A 19,738-nucleotide genomic window follows, 5' to 3' on the forward strand; every position below is an offset into this window, starting at 1 on the left:
TCAAAGCGATCCTTTGAACTCGTTTTTGGAGATAAAAATGTCTCAATACGATTTAGTTGTAATCGGTGGTGGACCAGGTGGTTATGAAGCTGCGATCCGTGCAGCACAGCTTGGTTACAAAGTTGCGTGTATCGAAAAACGCATCCATAAAGGTAAACCATCTTTAGGTGGTACTTGCTTAAACGTAGGTTGTATTCCTTCTAAAGCACTTCTAGATTCTTCTCACCGTTACGAAGATACTGTTCATCACTTAGATGACCACGGTATTACAACTGGTGAAGTAAGCTTCGATCTTTCTAAACTGCTTGCTCGTAAAGACAAAGTTGTTGATCAACTGACTGGTGGTGTTGCGCAATTACTTAAAGGTAATGGCATCGACTGGTTACAAGGTACTGGTAAACTACTTGCTGGTAAAAAAGTTGAGTTCGTTCCTCACGAAGGTGAAACTCAAGTTTTAGAACCTAAATATGTAATCCTTGCATCTGGTTCTGTACCTGTAAACATTCCAGTGGCTCCTGTAGATCAAGACCTGATCGTGGATTCAACTGGCGCACTTGAATTCCCGGAAGTTCCTAAACGTCTTGGCGTGATCGGTGCTGGTGTAATCGGTCTTGAACTGGGTTCAGTATGGCGTCGTCTGGGTGCTGAAGTTGTGGTATTTGAAGCAATGGACGCATTCCTGCCAATGGCGGACAAAGCACTGTCTAAAGAATACCAAAAAATCCTGACTAAACAGGGCCTGGATATCCGTATCGGTGCAAAAGTATCTGGCACTGAAATTAATGGTCGCGAAGTGACTGTTAAATATAACCAAGGCGGCGAAGACAAAGAACAGACTTTCGATAAACTGATCGTTTGTGTAGGCCGTAAAGCATATGCAGAAGGTCTGCTGGCTGAAGATTCAGGCATCAAACTGACTGAACGTGGTCTGGTTGAAGTAAACGACTGGTGTGCAACTTCTGTTGAAGGTGTATATGCAATCGGTGACTTGGTACGCGGTCCAATGCTTGCGCATAAGGCAATGGAAGAAGGCGTCATGGCGGTTGAACGTATTCACGGTCATGCTGCTCAAGTGAACTACGATACCATCATTTCTGTAATCTACACTCACCCGGAAGCGGCTTGGGTAGGTTTAACAGAAGAGCAAGCGAAAGAAAAAGGCCACGAAGTAAAAACTGGTCAATTCGGCTTTGCTGTAAACGGTCGTGCGCTGGCTGCTGGTGAAGGTGCTGGTTTCGTGAAGTTTGTTGCTGATGCGAAAACTGACCGTTTGCTAGGTATGCACGTGATCGGACCAAATGCGTCTGACATCGTACACCAAGGCATGATCGCACTTGAATTTGTATCTTCAGTGGAAGATCTGCAGTTGATGACTTTCGGTCACCCAACATTCTCTGAAGTGGTGCATGAAGCTGCTCTGGCAGTGGATGGGCGTGCAATTCACGCGATCCAACGTAAGCGTAAATAATTAAAAAGAGAGCGGCATCAGCCGCTCTTTTTACATTTGATGGTTGTGTTTGTTTGAATAATCATCTAAAAATAAAGACAAGAAATAAGACATCGTTTTAAAAAATTCCAATATCGATGTTGCAGCGCCACAGGATATTGGACGCGGTAATAACAAAGTGAAAAAGTAGTAAAAGGTCAATCAATGAATTTACATGAATATCAAGCCAAAACTTTATTAAAAAAATATGGGATGCCAGTGCAAGAAGGTATTCTGGCGACCAATGCCGAAGAAGCCGTGCAGGCATTCCAGCAATTAGGTGGGAAATTTGCCGTATTAAAGGCACAGGTACATGCCGGGGGGCGTGGTAAGGCCGGTGGGGTAAAGGTGGTCAAATCTGCTGAAGAAGCTGCTGAATATGCCAATCAGATTATTGGAACTCGTTTAGTCACCTATCAAACCGATGCCAATGGCCAACCAGTGAATAGTATTTTGGTGGCTGAAGATGTTTATCCGGTTGAACGTGAACTCTATCTCGGTGCAGTGGTTGACCGTTCTAGCCGTCGTATTACCTTTATGGCATCCACAGAAGGCGGTGTTGAAATTGAAAAAGTCGCTGAAGAAACCCCTGAGAAAATTATTAAAGTTGAAGTTGATCCTTTAGTGGGTTTGTTGCCATTCCAGGTCCGTGAAGTGGCTTTTGCACTGAACCTGAAAGATGGTCAAGTGAACCAGTTTGTCAAAGTCATGACCGCTGCTTACAAGGCTTTTGTTGAAAATGACTTTGCCCTGTTTGAAATTAACCCGCTGTCTGTACGTGAAAATGGTGACATTCTTTGTGTCGATGCCAAAGTGGGTATTGATTCCAATGCCTTATATCGCTTGCCTGAAATTGCAGCATTACGTGATAAATCTCAGGAAAATGAACGTGAGCTAAAAGCCTCTGAGTTTGACCTGAACTATGTGGCGCTTGAAGGAAATATTGGTTGTATGGTCAATGGTGCCGGTCTTGCGATGGCAACTATGGACATCATCAAACTGTATGGTGGTCAGCCAGCCAATTTCCTGGACGTGGGTGGTGGTGCAACCAAAGAGCGTGTGATTGAAGCATTCAAAATTATCCTGGCAGATTCTTCTGTACAAGGTGTCTTGATTAATATTTTTGGTGGAATTGTACGTTGTGACATGATTGCTGAGGCAATTATTGCAGCGGTTCAGGAAGTGAATGTCACTGTGCCTGTAGTTGTTCGCCTTGAGGGCAACAACGCAGAGCTGGGTGCCAAGTTACTGGATGAATCAGGTTTGAAATTGATTTCTGCAAATGGCCTTGCCGATGCTGCAGAAAAAATTGTTGCTGCAGTAAAAGCATAAGGGAGTATCGAGCATGAGCGTATTAGTTAATAAAGACACTACAGTTTTGGTTCAGGGTTTTACAGGTAAAAACGGTACTTTCCATTCAGAGCAATCGATTGCATACGGTACTAAAGTCGTGGGTGGGGTAACTCCAGGCAAGGGTGGAACAACCCATCTGAATTTGCCAGTTTTCAATACGATGAAAGAAGCAGTACGTGAAACCGGTGCAACAGCCACTTCAATTTATGTGCCAGCACCATTTGTACTAGATTCGATTATTGAATCGATTGACTCTGGTATTGAGCTGATCGTAGTCATCACAGAAGGTGTACCAACCCTAGACATGCTGAAAGCCAAACGCTATCTGGAAACCAATGGCAATGGTACACGTCTGATTGGCCCAAATTGTCCAGGGATCATTACCCCTGAAGAATGTAAAATCGGCATTATGCCAGGACATATTCACAAGAAAGGGAAGATCGGAATTATCTCGCGTTCAGGTACTTTAACGTATGAAGCAGTATCACAAACGACTAAATTAGGTCTAGGCCAGTCGACTTGTATTGGTATTGGTGGTGACCCAATTCCAGGCATGAACCAGATTGACTGCCTGAAACTGTTCGAAGAAGATCCTGAAACTGAAGCGATTATCATGATTGGTGAGATTGGGGGTACAGCTGAGGAAGAAGCTGCTGAATATATCCAGTCCAATGTAACTAAACCGGTGGTGGGTTATATTGCAGGTGTGACAGCACCGAAAGGTAAGCGCATGGGCCATGCGGGTGCGATTATTTCTGGTGGTAAAGGTACTGCAGAAGAAAAATTTGCTGCCTTTGAAAAAGCGGGCATCGCATATACCCGTAGTCCGGCAGAGTTGGGTTCAACCATGTATCAGGTATTAAAAGATAATGGCTTAATCTAAACTGTAATAATCAAATATAAAGCCCTCTATACGAGGGCTTTTTTTACAACAAATTAACAATAATTTGGTTAGATAGAAAGAAATTGTGATAAATGTCTCACTTTGTTATAATGATTGTAAAACTACAATACACAATAAGATATACACAAATGCGAAATTACAAGAATCATTATTCATTTGTCTACATGCTGTTAATGGCGGGAATGACTTCCACACCTCTATATGCAGCTATTTCAGATGTTCATCGGCAACAGGTCGTTGAACAAATTAAGGCGGGAAAAGCCCAAACAGGACTTAAATTGCTTGCTGATATGGTGCAAAAAGATCCGAGCAATATGACTTTGCTGGCTGATTATATTTTGTTAAGCAAGCAATACAATCCACAAATTTCTCTCCAAGATTACCAGCTAAATCACTTAAATTTTTCAACATATCCGGTGTATGGTCAGTTGCCATTAGTGATGCTGTTGAGAGATCAGGGGAAATTTCAGCTGGCTGAGCAGTATGCTGCAGGCTTTCAAAAACACAGTATCAGTGATATTCCATGGAATTTATATCGGGGAATGTTGCTAGCAGAAGATGGAAAAATTGAAGAAGCCAGACAGCGACTTAAGCAGATAGATCCACAGAAATTAAATGCGGATCAGTTGGCACAATTAGCATATACCTATCGTTTACTTAGACAACCAGTGCAGGCACTCGAGATAGCAAACAGTGCTTTAGCGATGAGTCGTGCTGAAAATGTACAGGAGCAGTATGTACTAGCTTTAGCAGCTAATGCCGATTATGAAAATGCTCACAAGTTTTTACAGCTGAATGGTAAAGAAAATAGCCAGCTAAAGCATGAAGTTCAGTTAATACAGTTTGGTCAAAATATTCGTCATGCAATTGACTTTTATCAGGTACAAACTGAACAGGATCAAGGCAAAATCGCATATACAGAGCTTGATGCTGTATTGGCTGAAATGCGAGCTTATGAAAAAGAACTAGCTGAATATCCTGAGGTGCGCCAGAAATTTTATTATAATTATATATATGCATTAAATGCCCGTCAGCGTTCTAAAGAAGCATTAGCACAGCTCGCCAAAATCAATCAACCTGTAGAACAAATGCCTGCTTATGTACGACATGCACTTGCTGACAGCTATCTGCGAGAGCATAAACCAAGACAGGCGGAAATACTGTACCGTAGTCTGTTTAAAGAAAAGAATTATGTGGATTATGATGTTTATGCGGGTCTGTATTATAGCCTGATTGAACAGGAAAAATTTAAAGAAGCTGATGTGCTGATGGATGAAATGGATCAGCGCTTACCTATATTTTTCTATAGTAATGCCAAAGGCGTGGATCGAGACATTCATTGGGATCGCGATGAATTTATTATTTTACGAGGCTTACACTATGGATATAGAAATCAACTAGATAAGGCGGAAGAATATTTCCAAAATCTGGTGGATAAATCTCCTGGAAATCATAGTTACCGTAATTATCTAGCAACAGTACAGCGTTGGCGTGAAAAGCCATTACAAGCACAAGCGACAGTATCTTTATTGAATGGTACAGAGCCGGTGGCTCGAGCAACCCGAATTAATACTATGGAAAATGCTCAAGCTGTTGTGGATGTAAAAAATTGGCGTGCTAGCAATACTGATTTGTTAAGACGAGCAGAAAATGATACTGGTGTGATCCGTAGTCATAAAGAGCTTCGAGATCGCGATCGTTTCACTATTTCCCATAATAGTCTTTATGCTAAAAGTGATGCAGATGAACAAAATGAAGTGAATAATCTGAATGGTGCACGTGAGAAACAAAGCTGGACAAGATTAAATACACCATGGTTCTCAGATTATTTCCGGAGTTTTGTGGAACATCAATATCGTAGCGGGGAGTATGAAGAAGGAGATCGAGATGATCAGCGTATTGGCTTAGGTTTGGAGTGGGCAAATAAACGCAAATATGCCACAGTTGTTGTTTCTCAAGCAACCGAAGGTGATCGCTTTGGTGTCAATTTGACCTGGAATCACTGGCTAGATGACCACTGGAATTATGGTATTGGTTATAACAGCCAAGCAGATATTCCGTTACAAATACAAGATGAGCATGAAGGGCAGTCTTACCGTTTTGATTTGAACTGGCAAAAACATGAATCTACGAAAGCTGGTTTAAGTTATCAATTTACAGATATTGATGATGGCAACGAGCGCCAAGAGCTCGGTACTTATTTTAAGCAACGTATATTTCAGTCCCCCCATCATTTAACCCATATGAACTTATATGGTTTCTGGGCAGCTAATAAAGAAGTAGAAACATCATATTTCAATCCCTCTTCAAGCTGGAGTGCGGAAGCGGGATTAGAACATGACTGGCTGACTTGGCGTAGTTATGATCAATCTTTGACACAGCGTATCTCATTGAATCTAGGGGTGTTTAATCAGAAAGATTATGATGCCGGACTGATTTACTTAGCAAAATATCAGCACCTTTGGAAGATTACGCGAACTTGGTCATTAAATTATGGGGTGTCCTATGGACAACACCCTTATGACGGTGAAGATGAAAATAGACTAGAAGCAAGTTTTGGATTTGAGGGGAGATTCTAATGAAAATAATAAGAACTAAAATAGCAATAGCCCTATTAGGATGCTTAAGTCTATGTATGAGTGCTAGCCATGCTGAAAAGACAGCGATGGACTTACCTGAAAACCAGTTTGTAACGTTGACGTTTCATGATGTACGGGATGATGTGGCTCGTCGAGGGGACCGGGATCAGTACGCAATTAGTACCGAATATCTAGCACAATATTTTTCTTGGTTAAACCGCGAAGGCTGGAAGACCATTAGTTTGAAAGATATTCGTCGCGCCCGTGAGCAGAAAGTTTCCTTACCGGCAAAATCTGTTTTATTAACTTTTGATGATGGGGCTTTGAGTGGTTATACCAAGGTTTTTCCTTTATTAAAGCAATATAAATTGCATGCTGTATTTGCAATTCCAACCAGCTGGATTGGTACTAATCATAAAGATGCCATAGAAGCTTATGGTGCTAATAACCTGATGAGTTGGGATCAAATGCGGGAAATGCAAAGTAGTGGTCTGGTTGAATTCGTTTCCCATTCACACGATATGCACCGTGGTGTGTTGGCAAATCCACAAAAAAATACACAACCTGCGGCGACTGCAAGAATTTATAATCCCAAGACTGCTCGTTACGAATCTGATCAAGCATTTAAACGGCGTGTGATGAATGATTTAAAGCGTTCTAAAGAAATTTTGGAGCGAGAACTTTCGGCACCGACTCATGCGATCTTTTGGCCATACGGAGCTGTAACCCCAGAGGTTGAAGATATTGCTAAGCAAGCTGGGCTTAATATGTCCTTCAGTTTGGGAACTATGGCACCACTGGCGGATTCAGTTAAAACCTATCAGCGGGCACTGATTATGAATAATCCTAATCCTGCTGAAATATCTGAAGCTATGGCTGACTTCTTGTACCATACCAAACAGCCTTATCTGGAACAAAAGAGCTTCATTCAGTTTAACTTACAAGATCTTAGCCAGCCAACGCTAAAACAGGCAGATGAAAAGTTAAGCCAGTTTTTGAATCAACTAGATGCCTTGAAAACTAATCAGCTAATTCTAAAACCAGTTGCTGACTTGGATGGCAATGGCACGATTGATGTGACTTATTTCCCAAATCGACAGTTAAAAATGCAGCAGGATCTGCTTAACCGTACAGTCTGGCAGGCCCGCACGCGAACTTACCAGCGTGTATATGCAGAGTTGCCGCTGAGCCTAGCCAATCAAGGTTATAACCTGGTTCAGCTGGTTGAAGATATGTTCAAATATAATGGTAACCTGGAAGGTTTAGTTATTGATGCAGGAAAGGAGTTAAACTGTGCAATCGAAACTTCACAATGGTCTGATGACTGTAAAAAACAAATCCAGCGTGTCATTGATTTAAAACAGCAGTCTGGGCAACAGGCAAAATACTATGCCAATATCAGTAATGTATACCTTGCAGTTTTGAAGATTAAAACGAATAAGAGTATTGGATTAAAACATTTATTTGATAATCTGTTAGATGATGCTGATTATATTTATCTAGTAGTCGATGAAAAAATGAATAAAGCTGAGCATAATCAGCTTCTTAAAAGTATTCAGCTTCTTACACCTGTACAAAAACAACGCTTGATGGTGGGTTTTGATCTCGCTGGCCAGCTAAATAAAGATCAGTGGACTACACGTCGCATTGCCGATCTACGTAAACAGGGCATTCAAAAAATCTCACTTGAAAACTATAACTTTAAAAATGCCGGACATGTTCAGCAAAGGCTTTATGCATCTATTAGTTTAAATGGTAATCCTTTGGCTTATCGTGATCCATTTAAGGCACAAGGAGAACATCAATGAGTCAAATTAATTTAAGTGATGTGGTCTTTGGTTTTGCCTTTTTCTATCCACTATTTATGGCTTGGATGTGGATTGCAGGTGGTCTTTGGTTCTTTTTTAAACGTGAGTTTAATCAGAAGGATTTGCCTGAACCGGGTAATGCGGGTTGCAGTATTTTGATCCCTTGTTTTAATGAGGCTGAGCAGATCAAGCAAACGATACGTTATGCCATGCAAACCCAATATCCCAAATTTGAGGTGATTGCGATTAATGATGGGAGTACTGATCAAACTGGCAATATTTTAGATGAGTTATCGGATAAATATCCAAATTTGCGAGTGGTCCATCTTGCAGAAAACCAAGGTAAAGCCTATGCACTGCGTGCTGGTGCAATGGTCAGTCGCTATGAATATTTAATCTGCATTGATGGTGATGCTTTAATACATCCGCATTGTGTTTTGTGGATGATGCATCATTTAACAATGTATCCACGTGTGGGAGCGGTCACAGGAAACCCACGCATTCTGAATCGTTCCAGTGTTTTAGGTAAAGTTCAGGTGGGGGAATTCTCCTCTATTATTGGGCTGATAAAACGTGCACAGCGCACTTATGGACGGATCTTTACTGTCTCTGGTGTGTGCGCGGGTTTTAGAAAAACTGCGTTAAACCGTATTGGCTATTGGCGTGATGACATGATTACGGAGGATATTGATGTATCGTGGCGTCTACAATTTGACCACTGGGATGTGCAATACGTTCCACAGGCATTGACCTATATCTATATGCCCGAAACATTTAAAGGCTTATGGAAGCAGCGTCTTCGTTGGGCACAGGGGGGAGTAGAAGTCCTGTTTGCCTATGTCCCAAAAATATTCAAATGGCATCTACGCCGTATGTGGCCAATCGCGCTGGAATCTATGATCAGTGTGCTTTGGGCTTATACTATGTTCGGTGTATTCGTCTTATTTTTCTATGGATTGTTCTTTTCAGTGGCACCAGAGTGGTATATCAAATCGCTCATGCCACAATGGTATGGTGTAATACTCGGTTCTAGCTGTTTGATTCAATTCATCGTGAGTTTGTGGATTGATCGTCGTTATGACAAAGGGAGAATGTTTAGAAGTTATTTCTGGGTCATTTGGTATCCGTTATTTTTCTGGATTTTAACTATGTTAACGACGGTAGTTGCTTTACCGAAAACCATTTTCAAAACCAAAACCCGAGCACGGTGGACAAGTCCTGACAGAGGTTACCGTGGTGAGACAGAGGTAGAATAAAATGCTGAAAAATAACAATAATACTGCGCAGAAGCAGATTAAAATTGCAGAATATATAGAAGTCCCGGCAACTATTGAAATACCTAAGCTTGAGCTTTCTCAGGTGGAAGGTGTGGAATTAGATATTCCTGAATATATAGATGTCCCAGATTATGTGAAAGACAGAACAGGTGGGTATACCCTAATGGCTGTAGGTTGGATGGTATGGGCTTGGTTGTTTATGCCTCTGGTTTCATTAAGTTTATGGTGGTTTGAGTCTAATCTGATTATGGGGCAGATATTAAGTGAATCTAGTCCCTATCAAGGACTGACTTTAATCAAGCTGGCTAGTTTAATTGTAATCACTTTTTCATGCTTGTTGATCTGGGCAGGCTATAACTGGTTTCGTTTTAATGGAAAGGATCGGAGATCAGCCCCTAAACCAGTGGAGTCACAGCAAATTGCACATAATTTTGCACTTGATAAACATGCCCTATTGGAAATGGTGCAGGCCAAGAATTTGACTTTACACTATAATCAAGCGGGTAAATTAGAACAGTATAATATTCAAGGGCAATTTATGAAGGTTTCTTCGGCTTAAAAATTAATGAGGAGGGGTGTGGTAGGTACGGGTCTTCCGGATAATAACCAATATGCTGCACCCCTTGTTCTTTCAATAATTGCACTGTTTCTAATAGTTCTTCATTTGACAGCTTACGTTGTGTGTTCCAATCAATAGTCTGAATCTCGAAAATAGTTCGGGCCAGTGCCGGATCATGCTGGCGTGCTTTTACAATCAGATCGAGATAAAACTGTTTTGGATCTGCTGCCTTTTCCATATATGGCATTGCCATTACAGCGTTGTAATCATAGTGTTGTAGAGTACTTACTGTGGATTGTGCAAACCACTTTTCGCTTTCAGGATTTAGCAGGACAGGGGCATAAGAATTGCGAGCAAACCTGAGATTAGGATGTATTTCTTTTAGTTTAAGACTTAATTGTAGGGCAAGGCCATCAAGATAGGCAGTTTTTGCCTTGGCAAATTTTAATTGATCGGAATGCTTTGGATTACGAAGCAATTTCTCAGCATTTCTAAATCCCCAGCGTTTGTAAACTTGTATAGCATAAGTCGAACTATCTTCAAAGTCGTTTAAGGTAATGTCATCATGATACAAAATTCCATCAATAGTCACCTCATTAGTTAGAGCCTTATAAACATCATAAACGTAAACAAAGTTTTTAGGATCAAAAGGTGAAAGACGAATATAGCCTTTAGAATTCTGATTCGCATGTTTTACATAATTTGCTTGATAATGCTGTGGTAGTTCCCAAGCCCACATCGGTAGCCACGCATAGATTGTTTTGACAGTGGTCTGACTACGAATCTGATCAGTGATGTTTTTAAACAAATCTGCTCTTACAGGTAGATGAGGATTAGGAAAATACACTTCATGTGCTGAACCATTCGCATCTGGATCAGCGAAAGCTTGCAGGAAAATTGTATTTGGTTGTACTTCGTGAATTCTTTTAATTAAATGAGTAATATTCTGTGTTAGTTGTTTTGGATCTGGATCGTAAATATAGTCTATATCCAGATGCATGATCGACATTTCAATTTGTTGATCTAACTTATTTTGTTCTGCTGTTGGCGAGTTTGAATAGGAAAGGTTATTTAAGTCATTTGCTGAACTAGAGGCTGGGCTGATTAAGCTCAAACAACAGATTAAACTGAAACTTATATTGAATAGTTTTTCTCTAGAAGAAAATTTAATTTTCATAATGCTATTCCATTAATTATCGTTATTATAGGAAAATGAATAATACCTTATCGGCATAAAGAGATGGCTCCGTAAATTTGAACAACACCTATAAGTGATATTTTGCTCTCCAAATGATGTTATAAACATCGATATATGGAGTATTTTATGGCACGTAGACCAAGAAGAAATCATTCAAATGACTTTAAAGCTAAGGTAGCACTTGCTGCAATTAAAGCAGAAAAAACACTTGCTGAATTGAGTGCTGAATTTGATGTTCATCAAAACCAAATTATCGACTGGAAAAATCAATTGATTTCGGCTTCCTCGCAAGCCTTCGATCAATCAAAAGCTCCAGCAGAACCACCCATTGATCTAAAAAAACTACATGCAAAAATCGGTGAGCAGGCATTAGAAATTGATTTTTTAGAAGGTGCGTTGAAGAAACTGGGCCGCTTCAACCACAAAAGTTAATCGACGACTCACTTCAGATTTCAGTATCTAAGCAAGCTAAGCTACTGAAAGTCTCCCGTGGTTGTTATTACTATCGCCCAAAACCTGTGAGTGCATCAGATCTGAAGCTGATGCGCTGTATTGATGAATTACATATGCAATACCCTTTTGCAGGTAGCCGTATGATGCGTGATTTATTGAACCGTCAAGGACATCATATAGGACGACGTCATACACGTACTTTAATGAAGAAAATGGGCATTAATGCGTTATATCGTAAACCAAATCTAAGTCAGGCCAATGAAGCTCACCGTAAATATCCATATCTGCTCAAAGGATTGAATATTCAACGGAGTAATCAAGTGTGGGCAACGGATATAACATATATCCCTATGGCAAAAGGCTTCGTCTACTTATGTGCTGTGATTGATTGGCACAGCCGTAAGGTGCTTGCCCATAGCGTATCGATTAGTATGGAGGTTGCATTTTGTATAGAAACATTAAATGAAGCTATTGAAAAATATGGCCGACCTGAAGTCTTTAATACAGACCAAGGCAGTCAATTTACCAGTGATGCGTTTATTGAAGTGTTAAAATCAAATGACATCCAAATCAGCATGGACGGTAATCTTGCGCAGCATCGCTGCTCATAGGTCGATAATGTGATGATTGAACGATTATGGCGGAGCGTTAAATACGAGGAGGTTTATCTCAAAGCCTACAGCAATGTTTTTGATGCGAAAAAGCAATTAAATGCATATTTTGAATTTTATAATTTGAAACGACCTCATTCGAGTCTGGACAAAATGACTCCAGATGAGTTTTACTATGACCAGCTACCACAACAAAATAAGGTAGCTTAACTAGAGCAGAATATCACTTATAAATAAGCTTTTAGTTGTTCAAACAAGTGGGACCACCTCTTAATGCTTATTTTTATTATTCAGAAATAACATATTTATTTTTAGAAATATGTTTAATTATTGCAAAAGGCTTCCAAACCGGAAGCCTTTTGTTAGATGTCTTAGAAAATAAAAAAAATCAAGCTTTCGCTTTTAGGCTTTGCGTCATCCCATTAATATCTCCACCCTGAATCCCTAATTCACTCATCAGGCTATCGATGAGGGGTGCTTGGCTGCGGTAACGTAGCGCACTATTTACGACTTGGTCGGAAAGGGCAACATTATTACCTTCATAAGAAGCCTCAGCTCCAGCAGATGACCCATGCAGACCATTAACTTGTAGGATCTTGATATCGTCAATATTTTCCATAGGCTTAACACTTTCACGAATAATTTCTGGCAAGTATTTCAGCATGGCCAGACGGATTTGCATTTCCACCTGTTCAGAAGACAGGACATTATTTGCTTCGTTGACCGCGCGGGTCCCTTCTGCATCAACTTTATATTGTTTCTCCATTGCTTCCGCCAGTAACACCTTGGCTTCCGCTTCACCTTTCGCTTTTAGACGGACTTTTTCAGCTTCTGCTTCAGCAGCAATACGTACCGCTTCTGCCTCATCAGCAGCAGCCTGTTTGCCTGCTTCGGCAGCAACCGTAATGGCAATGGCTTCTTTTTCTGCCTGTTCTTTTGCCGCAACCAGTTCAACTGCTTTTTGACGTTCTGCTTGCTGGATTTGACGCACAGTCACAACTTCTTCTTCCGCTTTTACTGCTTGAGCACGGGCGAGATCCGCTTGTGCTTTAGCTTCAGATTCAGCGCGAGATTTTTCTGCAATGGCAATGGCGCGATCCTGTTCAGCCAGCTCAATGGTTTTCTTTTGCTCAACTTGTGCTTTTTGTACTAGTTGGGCTTTTTGGATATTTTCATTTTCAACATCGCGTGCTGAGGCAATGCGTTTTAATTCAATTTCACGTTCTGCTGCAATACGCGCTTCTTCCGCTTCCCGTTTTTTCGCAGCTTCCTGTGCTGCAATTTCAGCAAACTGTTCAGCACGGCGAATGGCAATTTCACGTTCCTGTTGCAGCTTGGCATATTCTTCTTCACGGATGATCTGTAAACGTGCCTGTTCTGCTTCAAGGTTTTTGGCACGAATCGCCAGATCAGTATCCTGTTCAATATGGTTACGTTTACGGCGACGGTCTTCGATGGTTTCAGTCAGCTTGGTTAAACCTTCGGCATCGAAGGCATTTTGTGGATTGAAATATTTAAAGCCAGTTTGATCTAGGCCAGTTAAAGAAACGGTTTCAAGTTCCAGGCCATTTTTATGCAAGTCTTCTGAAACTACTTGTTGAACTTTCTGGACGAAGTCGACCCGTTTTTCATGCAGTTCTTCCATCGCCATTTCGGCTGCAACGGCACGTAAAGAATCGACGAATTTACCTTCCACCAGATTTTTTAGCTCATTTGGAGACATGGTCTTTTGACCGAGGGTTTGTGCTGCTGTGGCAATGGAATCTGCAGTCGGTTTTACCCGGACATAGAACTCTGCCATCACATCGACACGCATACGGTCTCGGGTAATCAGCGCCTGATCATCTGCGCGGCGGACTTCGAGACGCAGGGTATTCATATTCACTGGAATGATTTCGTGCAGCACCGGTAAAACGATGGCGCCACCGCCAAGAATCACTTTTTCACCGCCCCAACCGGTACGAACAAAAGAAATTTCCTTGCTGGAGCGGTGATAAAGACGTGCAATGATTAACCCAAAAGTAATCAGAACAACAAAAATTACCCCTGCAATAATTAAAATATTAAATAAATCAAAATCTAGCATTGTTATTGAGACCCTATTGTTATGTGTGTAAAACGGTTGTGAATTAATTTTTTTTTAAATTGCTAAATCAGAGTCTGGTTGCCTGAAAGCCGACACGTGTTTTTTCTACCAGTACAACATTCTGACCTTGTGGCAAAACTTCATCCGCCGCAGGTTCAACCAGGACATAATGGGTTTGACCGAACTGGTCCTGAACCTTGGCTTGGGCCGGGGAGTTGATGCGGGCATCGCCTAGAATAATGGTACCGGTACGGCCAATGAGTTCTTCAATATGAATCGCGGTGGTTTCATCTTTAGGCATGATTTTCTCAGCCATTTTGGCATTGAAACGTACGATTGGCATGCATAGGAACAGACAGGCAGGGGAAATTAGCCAGCCACTAAGTAAATAGCCAGTTATCCGTTCAAAGAGGCCCTGCAGGATCAGGCCGCTTAAACCATAGGTACTCAGGAAGATAATCAGCCAGATAAAGATTGGCAATTTGCCTAAATAAAGCCAGTCAAAAACTTTAGTAAACAGGCTTGGATCTTGCGCGGGATGCAGCTCAGAGAGAGAAGTATCTTCGGGCAGGAGCTGATCAAAAACACTTTGCGAACCGCCTCCCAAGAACAGCAGGATGCATTCTAGGGCTGCAAACATCAGCATCAGGCTTAAACTGATACTAAATACAATGTTAGATGGTTCGGTAAAAAGCTCCCACATTCCTTAGGGTCTCTATAATTATGATTTTCGGTTTAGTAAGAATAATTCTTGCTTATAAAAAAGATAACATTGATTAAACATTTTGCAATCAAAATCCACACAAAAGTTCAGCGTTTGAGACTTGATTCATAAATACGAAATAAGATATTGAACGAACTTTTATGCGAAATATTGGAGGATGTTGAATAGAAGACATAATTTTCTAATTTTTATCCTATTATGAAATAAATTAGGAAACTCATAGGTTTAGTCTTGTGATTTGAGTTTTTGATCGATCAGAATAAAGAAATAGATAAAGAAGTCAGACTTCTCAAGGACTTATAAAACCTGAAAAATCTTGAGGAAAAAGCAAATATCGTTTCCGACGAATTGTGGGAGAAGGTATCTAATTCAAAACATGGAAGTCTGATGACTATATATTTTTAGTCACTGATAAAACAGAGCAATTAGTCAATAAGAAAGGATGCAGCATACCACTCGACTAAAGTAGGACAGTAGATTGCATCCATTCGTCTAAGCAAAATTACAGCAAGGAAGTCTGGATACGAACTTTCATGTCCAAAGCCTGTTGCAGGATATAAGCCTTCATCCACTGGATTTGTTCACCCATTGGATTGGTTTTTACTGCAGTTTCCAAGAAAGCAAGTTCAGGCTTATTAAAGAGTTGTTCTTCCAAAGCCTTTTCCAGCGCCTGGCTATTTGCTGCCAAAGGTAGAGCAACCAGATAAAAGGCTTTTGGATAATTATAGAAAGCATATAAAAGGTTAAAGGCTTTTTGATCACTGCGCAGGTTGCCTGCACCGATTTCATAACTCGGATTCTGATTGCTGTGGGTAATGCCCAGTACGTACTCCGCCTGGCCATCTTTAAGGCGGATGCCGAACTGCAGGCCGATTTGGTCTGCTGTCAGTTCATGTTGTACATAAACATTTAAAGGGCTGCCATCATCGGCAAAAGGTTCCTGCAAAATCAGCATGTGTTGTTCATGCTGATAGATATAGCCAGCCAATGGTGCTTGTTCGAGTCGGTTTTTTAATGTTTCGAGATCGTATTGATTAAATGGCATATCTGGAATCATCATCATAAGAGCTACGATCTACTCTAGGTGGTTTTACTTCTATTGAAAACCGCCACTTTATATGATTTTTCTATCAACTTATTATTAAAAAATAGTGGGTCTTTGAGGCAGAATGCGCGAAAATAGCAAGATCAAATACATTATAAATCATAAGATTGAATAAAACTTATAAGATATATCAGAGATTTTTTATATGATCTTTTAATATATGGATAGCACAAAACAAGAAAACGTTATGAATACTTAATCACTATAATGAATATAAATTTTATAAAGTGTAATAAGTACACGTGTAATACGCAGGTTGTCCATGTCATTAAATGAGGAAAGACTTACTCATCTTAAACAGCTTGAAGCTGAGAGTATTCACATCATTCGCGAAGTTGCAGCTGAGTTTGAAAACCCAGTCATGCTTTACTCAATTGGTAAAGATTCAGCAGTAATGCTGCATTTAGCACTGAAAGCGTTCTATCCTGCCAAGCTTCCATTCCCACTACTCCATGTAGATACGGGCTGGAAGTTTAAAGACATGATCAAGTTCCGTGACAACATGGCCAAAGAGCATGGCTTTGATCTGATCGTGCATCAGAACAAAGAAGGTCGTGATGCGGGCGTTAACCCATTCGACTATGGCAGCTCTAAATATACTGACATTATGAAAACCCAAGGTCTGAAACAGGCGCTGGACAAATATCAGTTTGATGCTGCTTTCGGTGGTGCACGTCGTGACGAAGAAAAATCACGTGCCAAAGAACGTGTTTATTCATTCCGTGATTCTAAACATCGTTGGGATCCTAAAAACCAGCGTCCTGAACTTTGGAACCTTTACAACGGTAAAGTAAACAAAGGCGAAAGTATTCGTGTATTCCCACTGTCTAACTGGACTGAATTAGACATCTGGCAATATATCTACCTTGAAAATATTAAACTTGTTCCATTGTACTTAGCTGCTGAACGTCCAGTAGTTGAGCGTAATGGTACGCTGATCATGGTTGATGATGAGCGTATGCGCCTGAACCCAGGCGAAGTGCCACAAATGAAATCGGTTCGTTTCCGTACTTTAGGTTGTTATCCACTGACTGGTGCAGTTGAATCTACTGCAACAACTTTACCGGAAATTATCCAGGAAATGCTTTTAGCAACCACATCTGAACGTCAAGGCCGTATGATCGACCATGATGAAGCAGGTTCGATGGAAAAGAAAAAGCAGGAAGGTTACTTCTAAGAATCTTAAGAAATCTCCCTTGCGCAGCAGTGCTGCTCACCCTCTTTGATAAAGAGGGGGAACTCCTGAAAGGAAACGGAGGAAATTCCTCCTTTAGTAAAGGAGGATTTAGGTGGATTTGAAGATTAGAAACGATTTCAACGTATTTGTGGAGCTTTGAGCGATGTCTCACCAATCAGAACTTATTAGCCAAGATATTTTGGCTTATTTGAAACAGCACGAAAATAAAGACTTATTGCGTTTCCTGACTTGCGGTAACGTGGATGATGGTAAATCAACCCTGATCGGCCGTCTGCTTTACGATTCAAAACTGATTTATGAAGATCAGCTGCAAGCCGTAACTCGTGACTCTAAAAAAGTGGGTACGACTGGCGATGCACCTGACTTGGCACTTCTTGTCGATGGTCTGCAAGCTGAACGTGAGCAGGGTATTACTATTGATGTGGCTTACCGTTATTTCTCTACTGAAAAACGTAAGTTCATTATTGCCGACACCCCGGGGCACGAACAGTACACCCGTAACATGGCCACTGGTGCGTCTACTGCCGACCTTGCGATCATCCTGATCGATGCGCGTTATGGTGTTCAGACTCAGACACGTCGTCACTCATTTATTGCGAGTCTTTTAGGTATTCGTAATATCGTGGTTGCAGTGAACAAGATGGACCTGGTTGAATTTTCTGAAGCACGCTTCAATGAAATTCAGGCTGAATACAACAAGTTCGTTGATCAGTTAGGCGATCGTAAGCCTGCCAACATCATCTTTACGCCAATTTCTGCGTTAAATGGTGATAACGTTGTCAACAAATCTCCAAATACACCTTGGTACCAAGGTGAAACCTTAATGGAGACTTTGGAAAACGTTGAAATTGCGCACGATACCAGCAAGCACGAATTCCGTTTCCCAGTTCAGTATGTCAACCGTCCTAACCTCGACTTCCGTGGTTTCTGCGGTACCATCGCACTGGGTGAAGTAAAAGTTGGCGATGAAATTGTTGCGCTGCCATCTGGCAAGAAATCAACAGTGAAAGAAATCGTGACTTTTGACGGTAATCTGGATCATGCTGTTGCAGGTCAGGCGATCACATTAACACTGAACGACGAAATTGATATTTCACGTGGTAACGTGTTGGTGAAAGCAGGTGAACAACCGCTAATTTCACGTTCTGCTCGTGCATCTGTAGTTTGGATGAATGATCAGCCATTGGTTGTTGGCAAACTTTATAATGTGAAGTTTGGTACTCAAACCATCCCTGCAAAAGTTGCAAAAATTAACTACCGTACCAATGTGAATACATTGGAAAAAATGCAGGTTGAGCAGCTTGATCTGAATGCGATTGCTGACGTGACCATTGAATTTGATGCGCCAGTGGTATTCGACCGTTATCAAGACAGCCGTTACACAGGTTCATTCATCTTCATTGACCGTCTAAGCAACGTGACTGTTGGTGCGGGTATGGTTGAAGCTGCGGTAGAATGGACTGCACACAACGAGCCTGTAACTGCTGAAGCACGTGCTGCACGTTTAGGTCAAAAACCTGCTGCAGTAACTGTAACTGCAAAAGCTCTGGAAAATGCACAAGCACTTGAAAGCCTGTTGATCCAACAAGGTGTGGTTGCAATTGCAAAAGCTGGTCTGACTGCTGAACAGGTTGCACTTGTACGTGAAACTGGTGTGGTAGTGATTACTGACCTTGCAGAAGGTACAGATGTGACTTATGCACAAGAAGCCGTTGAAGAACTTGCTGAGAAAATTGTGGAATTAGTTCGTCTATAAGACTAGACTGATTTTAAGAAAAACCCGCTGTAAGGCGGGTTTTTCAATGCATTAAAAGAAAATTATGTTGATAGGGTTTTTGAATGAGTCTAAAGTGATAATTTAAATATTAAAGACAAAATATAAGTTTAAAAATTGAGAATAAAATGAAAATGGTTATATTTATTACTAATATTCTGTGTATTGGTATCTTGTGGTAAAACAAAACAGCAAGTATTAGATGAACTCAATAGGGATGTTGAATCGCATTGTTTTGACTTCTCAGACGCTGCTTTTTGGGGGTGGTATGGTGCAGTCGCTTCAATTAAAAAAGGCATAACTGAGCCAAATTTAGATTTGTATGAAACGTTTGGGCGTAGTTTTACATCAAGAAATAAACTTGAGCAGGGCGATTTAACCGCAGAAGAGCAAGTGGAAATTAGAAAAGAAGAAGAAAGCCGGATGAAAGGTTTTAACTATGGATTCAGTGAAGCTATCAATTATATGTTGGAAACAAAAGACACTGATATCACATCTATAATGAGAAAATATAGTAGCTTGAATATGACAGAGGTATATAAGCGAGGATGTATAAATACAAATCTGGAGCACAACAGAAAGAGGGTAGATTTAGAATTTGTTAAGTAAGCATCCGGCTAACA

14 protein-coding genes and 1 pseudogene are annotated in these 19,738 nt (G+C 40.8%); 11 read left to right on the forward strand and 4 right to left on the reverse strand.

Annotated features, from left to right (window positions below; all coding sequences use genetic code 11):
• Nucleotides 1–37 precede the first annotated feature (37 nt).
• The 7 genes from lpdA (at nucleotide 38) to pgaD (ending at nucleotide 9,966) form a co-directional block, all read left to right on the forward strand.
• Entirely contained in the window at nucleotides 38–1,468 is a 1,431-nt protein-coding gene (lpdA, locus tag ABEF84_RS04665) for a dihydrolipoyl dehydrogenase (RefSeq protein WP_347453724.1), read from the forward strand.
• Nucleotides 1,469–1,651: 183 nt separating this feature from the next.
• Nucleotides 1,652–2,818 carry an ADP-forming succinate--CoA ligase subunit beta gene (sucC, locus tag ABEF84_RS04670; RefSeq protein WP_347453725.1) on the forward strand — a complete coding sequence of 389 codons (1,167 nt, stop codon included), beginning with the start codon at nucleotides 1,652–1,654 and terminating at the stop codon, nucleotides 2,816–2,818.
• Nucleotides 2,819–2,831: 13 nt separating this feature from the next.
• The gene (gene sucD / locus ABEF84_RS04675; RefSeq protein ID WP_034586310.1) at nucleotides 2,832–3,722 is read left to right on the forward strand and encodes a succinate--CoA ligase subunit alpha; all 891 of its coding nucleotides are present in this window, start codon (nucleotides 2,832–2,834) and stop codon (nucleotides 3,720–3,722) included.
• 203 nt (nucleotides 3,723–3,925) lie between these two features.
• The gene (locus tag ABEF84_RS04680; protein ID WP_347453727.1) at nucleotides 3,926–6,322 is read left to right on the forward strand and encodes a poly-beta-1,6 N-acetyl-D-glucosamine export porin PgaA; all 2,397 of its coding nucleotides are present in this window, start codon (nucleotides 3,926–3,928) and stop codon (nucleotides 6,320–6,322) included.
• A gap of 56 nt (nucleotides 6,323–6,378) precedes the next feature.
• Complete coding sequence (gene pgaB / locus ABEF84_RS04685) at nucleotides 6,379–8,130, forward strand: poly-beta-1,6-N-acetyl-D-glucosamine N-deacetylase PgaB (protein ID WP_347453728.1); 1,752 nt, start codon at nucleotides 6,379–6,381, stop codon at nucleotides 8,128–8,130.
• Nucleotides 8,127–9,386: a poly-beta-1,6-N-acetyl-D-glucosamine synthase gene (gene pgaC, locus ABEF84_RS04690; protein WP_347453729.1), complete on the forward strand. Its 1,260-nt coding sequence runs from the start codon at nucleotides 8,127–8,129 to the stop codon at nucleotides 9,384–9,386. The genes pgaB (ABEF84_RS04685) and pgaC overlap by 4 nt, the downstream gene beginning before the upstream one ends.
• A gap of 1 nt (nucleotide 9,387) precedes the next feature.
• Nucleotides 9,388–9,966: a poly-beta-1,6-N-acetyl-D-glucosamine biosynthesis protein PgaD gene (gene pgaD / locus ABEF84_RS04695; RefSeq protein ID WP_347453730.1), complete on the forward strand. Its 579-nt coding sequence runs from the start codon at nucleotides 9,388–9,390 to the stop codon at nucleotides 9,964–9,966.
• Here pgaD and pgaB (ABEF84_RS04700) read toward each other — a convergent pair.
• A complete protein-coding gene (gene pgaB / locus ABEF84_RS04700) occupies nucleotides 9,944–11,143 on the reverse strand; it encodes a poly-beta-1,6-N-acetyl-D-glucosamine N-deacetylase PgaB (protein WP_347453731.1) in 1,200 nt (399 codons plus the stop codon). The two genes, pgaD and pgaB (ABEF84_RS04700), sit on opposite strands and share 23 nt — an antisense overlap.
• Before the next feature lie 135 nt (nucleotides 11,144–11,278).
• Between pgaB (ABEF84_RS04700) and ABEF84_RS04705 the strand changes: the two are divergent.
• Nucleotides 11,279–12,438: pseudogene (locus ABEF84_RS04705) on the forward strand (IS3 family transposase).
• 178 nt (nucleotides 12,439–12,616) lie between these two features.
• Here the strand turns inward: ABEF84_RS04705 and ABEF84_RS04710 are convergent.
• The 3 genes from ABEF84_RS04710 to ABEF84_RS04720 form a co-directional block, all read right to left on the reverse strand.
• Complete coding sequence (locus tag ABEF84_RS04710; RefSeq protein ID WP_347454389.1) at nucleotides 12,617–14,314, reverse strand: flotillin family protein; 1,698 nt, start codon at nucleotides 14,312–14,314, stop codon at nucleotides 12,617–12,619.
• A 67-nt stretch (nucleotides 14,315–14,381) separates the two neighbouring features.
• Nucleotides 14,382–15,017 carry a YqiJ family protein gene (locus tag ABEF84_RS04715; RefSeq protein WP_347453732.1) on the reverse strand — a complete coding sequence of 212 codons (636 nt, stop codon included), beginning with the start codon at nucleotides 15,015–15,017 and terminating at the stop codon, nucleotides 14,382–14,384.
• A 523-nt stretch (nucleotides 15,018–15,540) separates the two neighbouring features.
• Nucleotides 15,541–16,083, reverse strand: a complete 543-nt coding sequence (locus ABEF84_RS04720; RefSeq protein WP_347454138.1) for a hypothetical protein — start codon at nucleotides 16,081–16,083, stop codon at nucleotides 15,541–15,543.
• A 322-nt stretch (nucleotides 16,084–16,405) separates the two neighbouring features.
• Between ABEF84_RS04720 and cysD the strand changes: the two genes are divergently transcribed.
• The 3 genes from cysD to ABEF84_RS04735 all read left to right on the forward strand — a co-directional run bounded on the left by cysD (nucleotide 16,406) and on the right by ABEF84_RS04735 (nucleotide 19,724).
• Nucleotides 16,406–17,320 carry a sulfate adenylyltransferase subunit CysD gene (cysD, locus tag ABEF84_RS04725; RefSeq protein ID WP_034170514.1) on the forward strand — a complete coding sequence of 305 codons (915 nt, stop codon included), beginning with the start codon at nucleotides 16,406–16,408 and terminating at the stop codon, nucleotides 17,318–17,320.
• Between the two features lie 163 nt (nucleotides 17,321–17,483).
• Nucleotides 17,484–19,097 carry a sulfate adenylyltransferase subunit CysN gene (gene cysN, locus ABEF84_RS04730; protein ID WP_347453733.1) on the forward strand — a complete coding sequence of 538 codons (1,614 nt, stop codon included), beginning with the start codon at nucleotides 17,484–17,486 and terminating at the stop codon, nucleotides 19,095–19,097.
• Nucleotides 19,098–19,280: 183 nt separating this feature from the next.
• A complete protein-coding gene (locus ABEF84_RS04735; RefSeq protein ID WP_347473782.1) occupies nucleotides 19,281–19,724 on the forward strand; it encodes a hypothetical protein in 444 nt (147 codons plus the stop codon).
• Nucleotides 19,725–19,738 lie beyond the last annotated feature (14 nt).

The organism is Acinetobacter sp. ANC 7912 (assembly GCF_039862785.1).
Classification (GTDB): domain Bacteria; phylum Pseudomonadota; class Gammaproteobacteria; order Pseudomonadales; family Moraxellaceae; genus Acinetobacter; species Acinetobacter thermotolerans.

Excerpts from the sequence above, each read along its gene's own strand:
- pgaD (WP_347453730.1), top strand. The coding sequence starts at position 9,388 with ATGCTGAAAAATAACAATAATACTGCGCAGAAGCAGATTAAAATTGCA.
- ABEF84_RS04715 (WP_347453732.1), bottom strand. The coding sequence starts at position 15,017 with ATGTGGGAGCTTTTTACCGAACCATCTAACATTGTATTTAGTATCAGT.
- ABEF84_RS04710 (WP_347454389.1), bottom strand. The coding sequence starts at position 14,314 with ATGCTAGATTTTGATTTATTTAATATTTTAATTATTGCAGGGGTAATT.
- pgaC (WP_347453729.1), top strand. The coding sequence starts at position 8,127 with ATGAGTCAAATTAATTTAAGTGATGTGGTCTTTGGTTTTGCCTTTTTC.
- lpdA (WP_347453724.1), top strand. The coding sequence starts at position 38 with ATGTCTCAATACGATTTAGTTGTAATCGGTGGTGGACCAGGTGGTTAT.
- cysN (WP_347453733.1), top strand. The coding sequence starts at position 17,484 with ATGTCTCACCAATCAGAACTTATTAGCCAAGATATTTTGGCTTATTTG.
- sucC (WP_347453725.1), top strand. The coding sequence starts at position 1,652 with ATGAATTTACATGAATATCAAGCCAAAACTTTATTAAAAAAATATGGG.
- pgaB (WP_347453731.1), bottom strand. The coding sequence starts at position 11,143 with ATGAAAATTAAATTTTCTTCTAGAGAAAAACTATTCAATATAAGTTTC.
- sucD (WP_034586310.1), top strand. The coding sequence starts at position 2,832 with ATGAGCGTATTAGTTAATAAAGACACTACAGTTTTGGTTCAGGGTTTT.
- ABEF84_RS04720 (WP_347454138.1), bottom strand. The coding sequence starts at position 16,083 with ATGCCATTTAATCAATACGATCTCGAAACATTAAAAAACCGACTCGAA.
- cysD (WP_034170514.1), top strand. The coding sequence starts at position 16,406 with ATGTCATTAAATGAGGAAAGACTTACTCATCTTAAACAGCTTGAAGCT.
- ABEF84_RS04680 (WP_347453727.1), top strand. The coding sequence starts at position 3,926 with ATGACTTCCACACCTCTATATGCAGCTATTTCAGATGTTCATCGGCAA.
- pgaB (WP_347453728.1), top strand. The coding sequence starts at position 6,379 with ATGAGTGCTAGCCATGCTGAAAAGACAGCGATGGACTTACCTGAAAAC.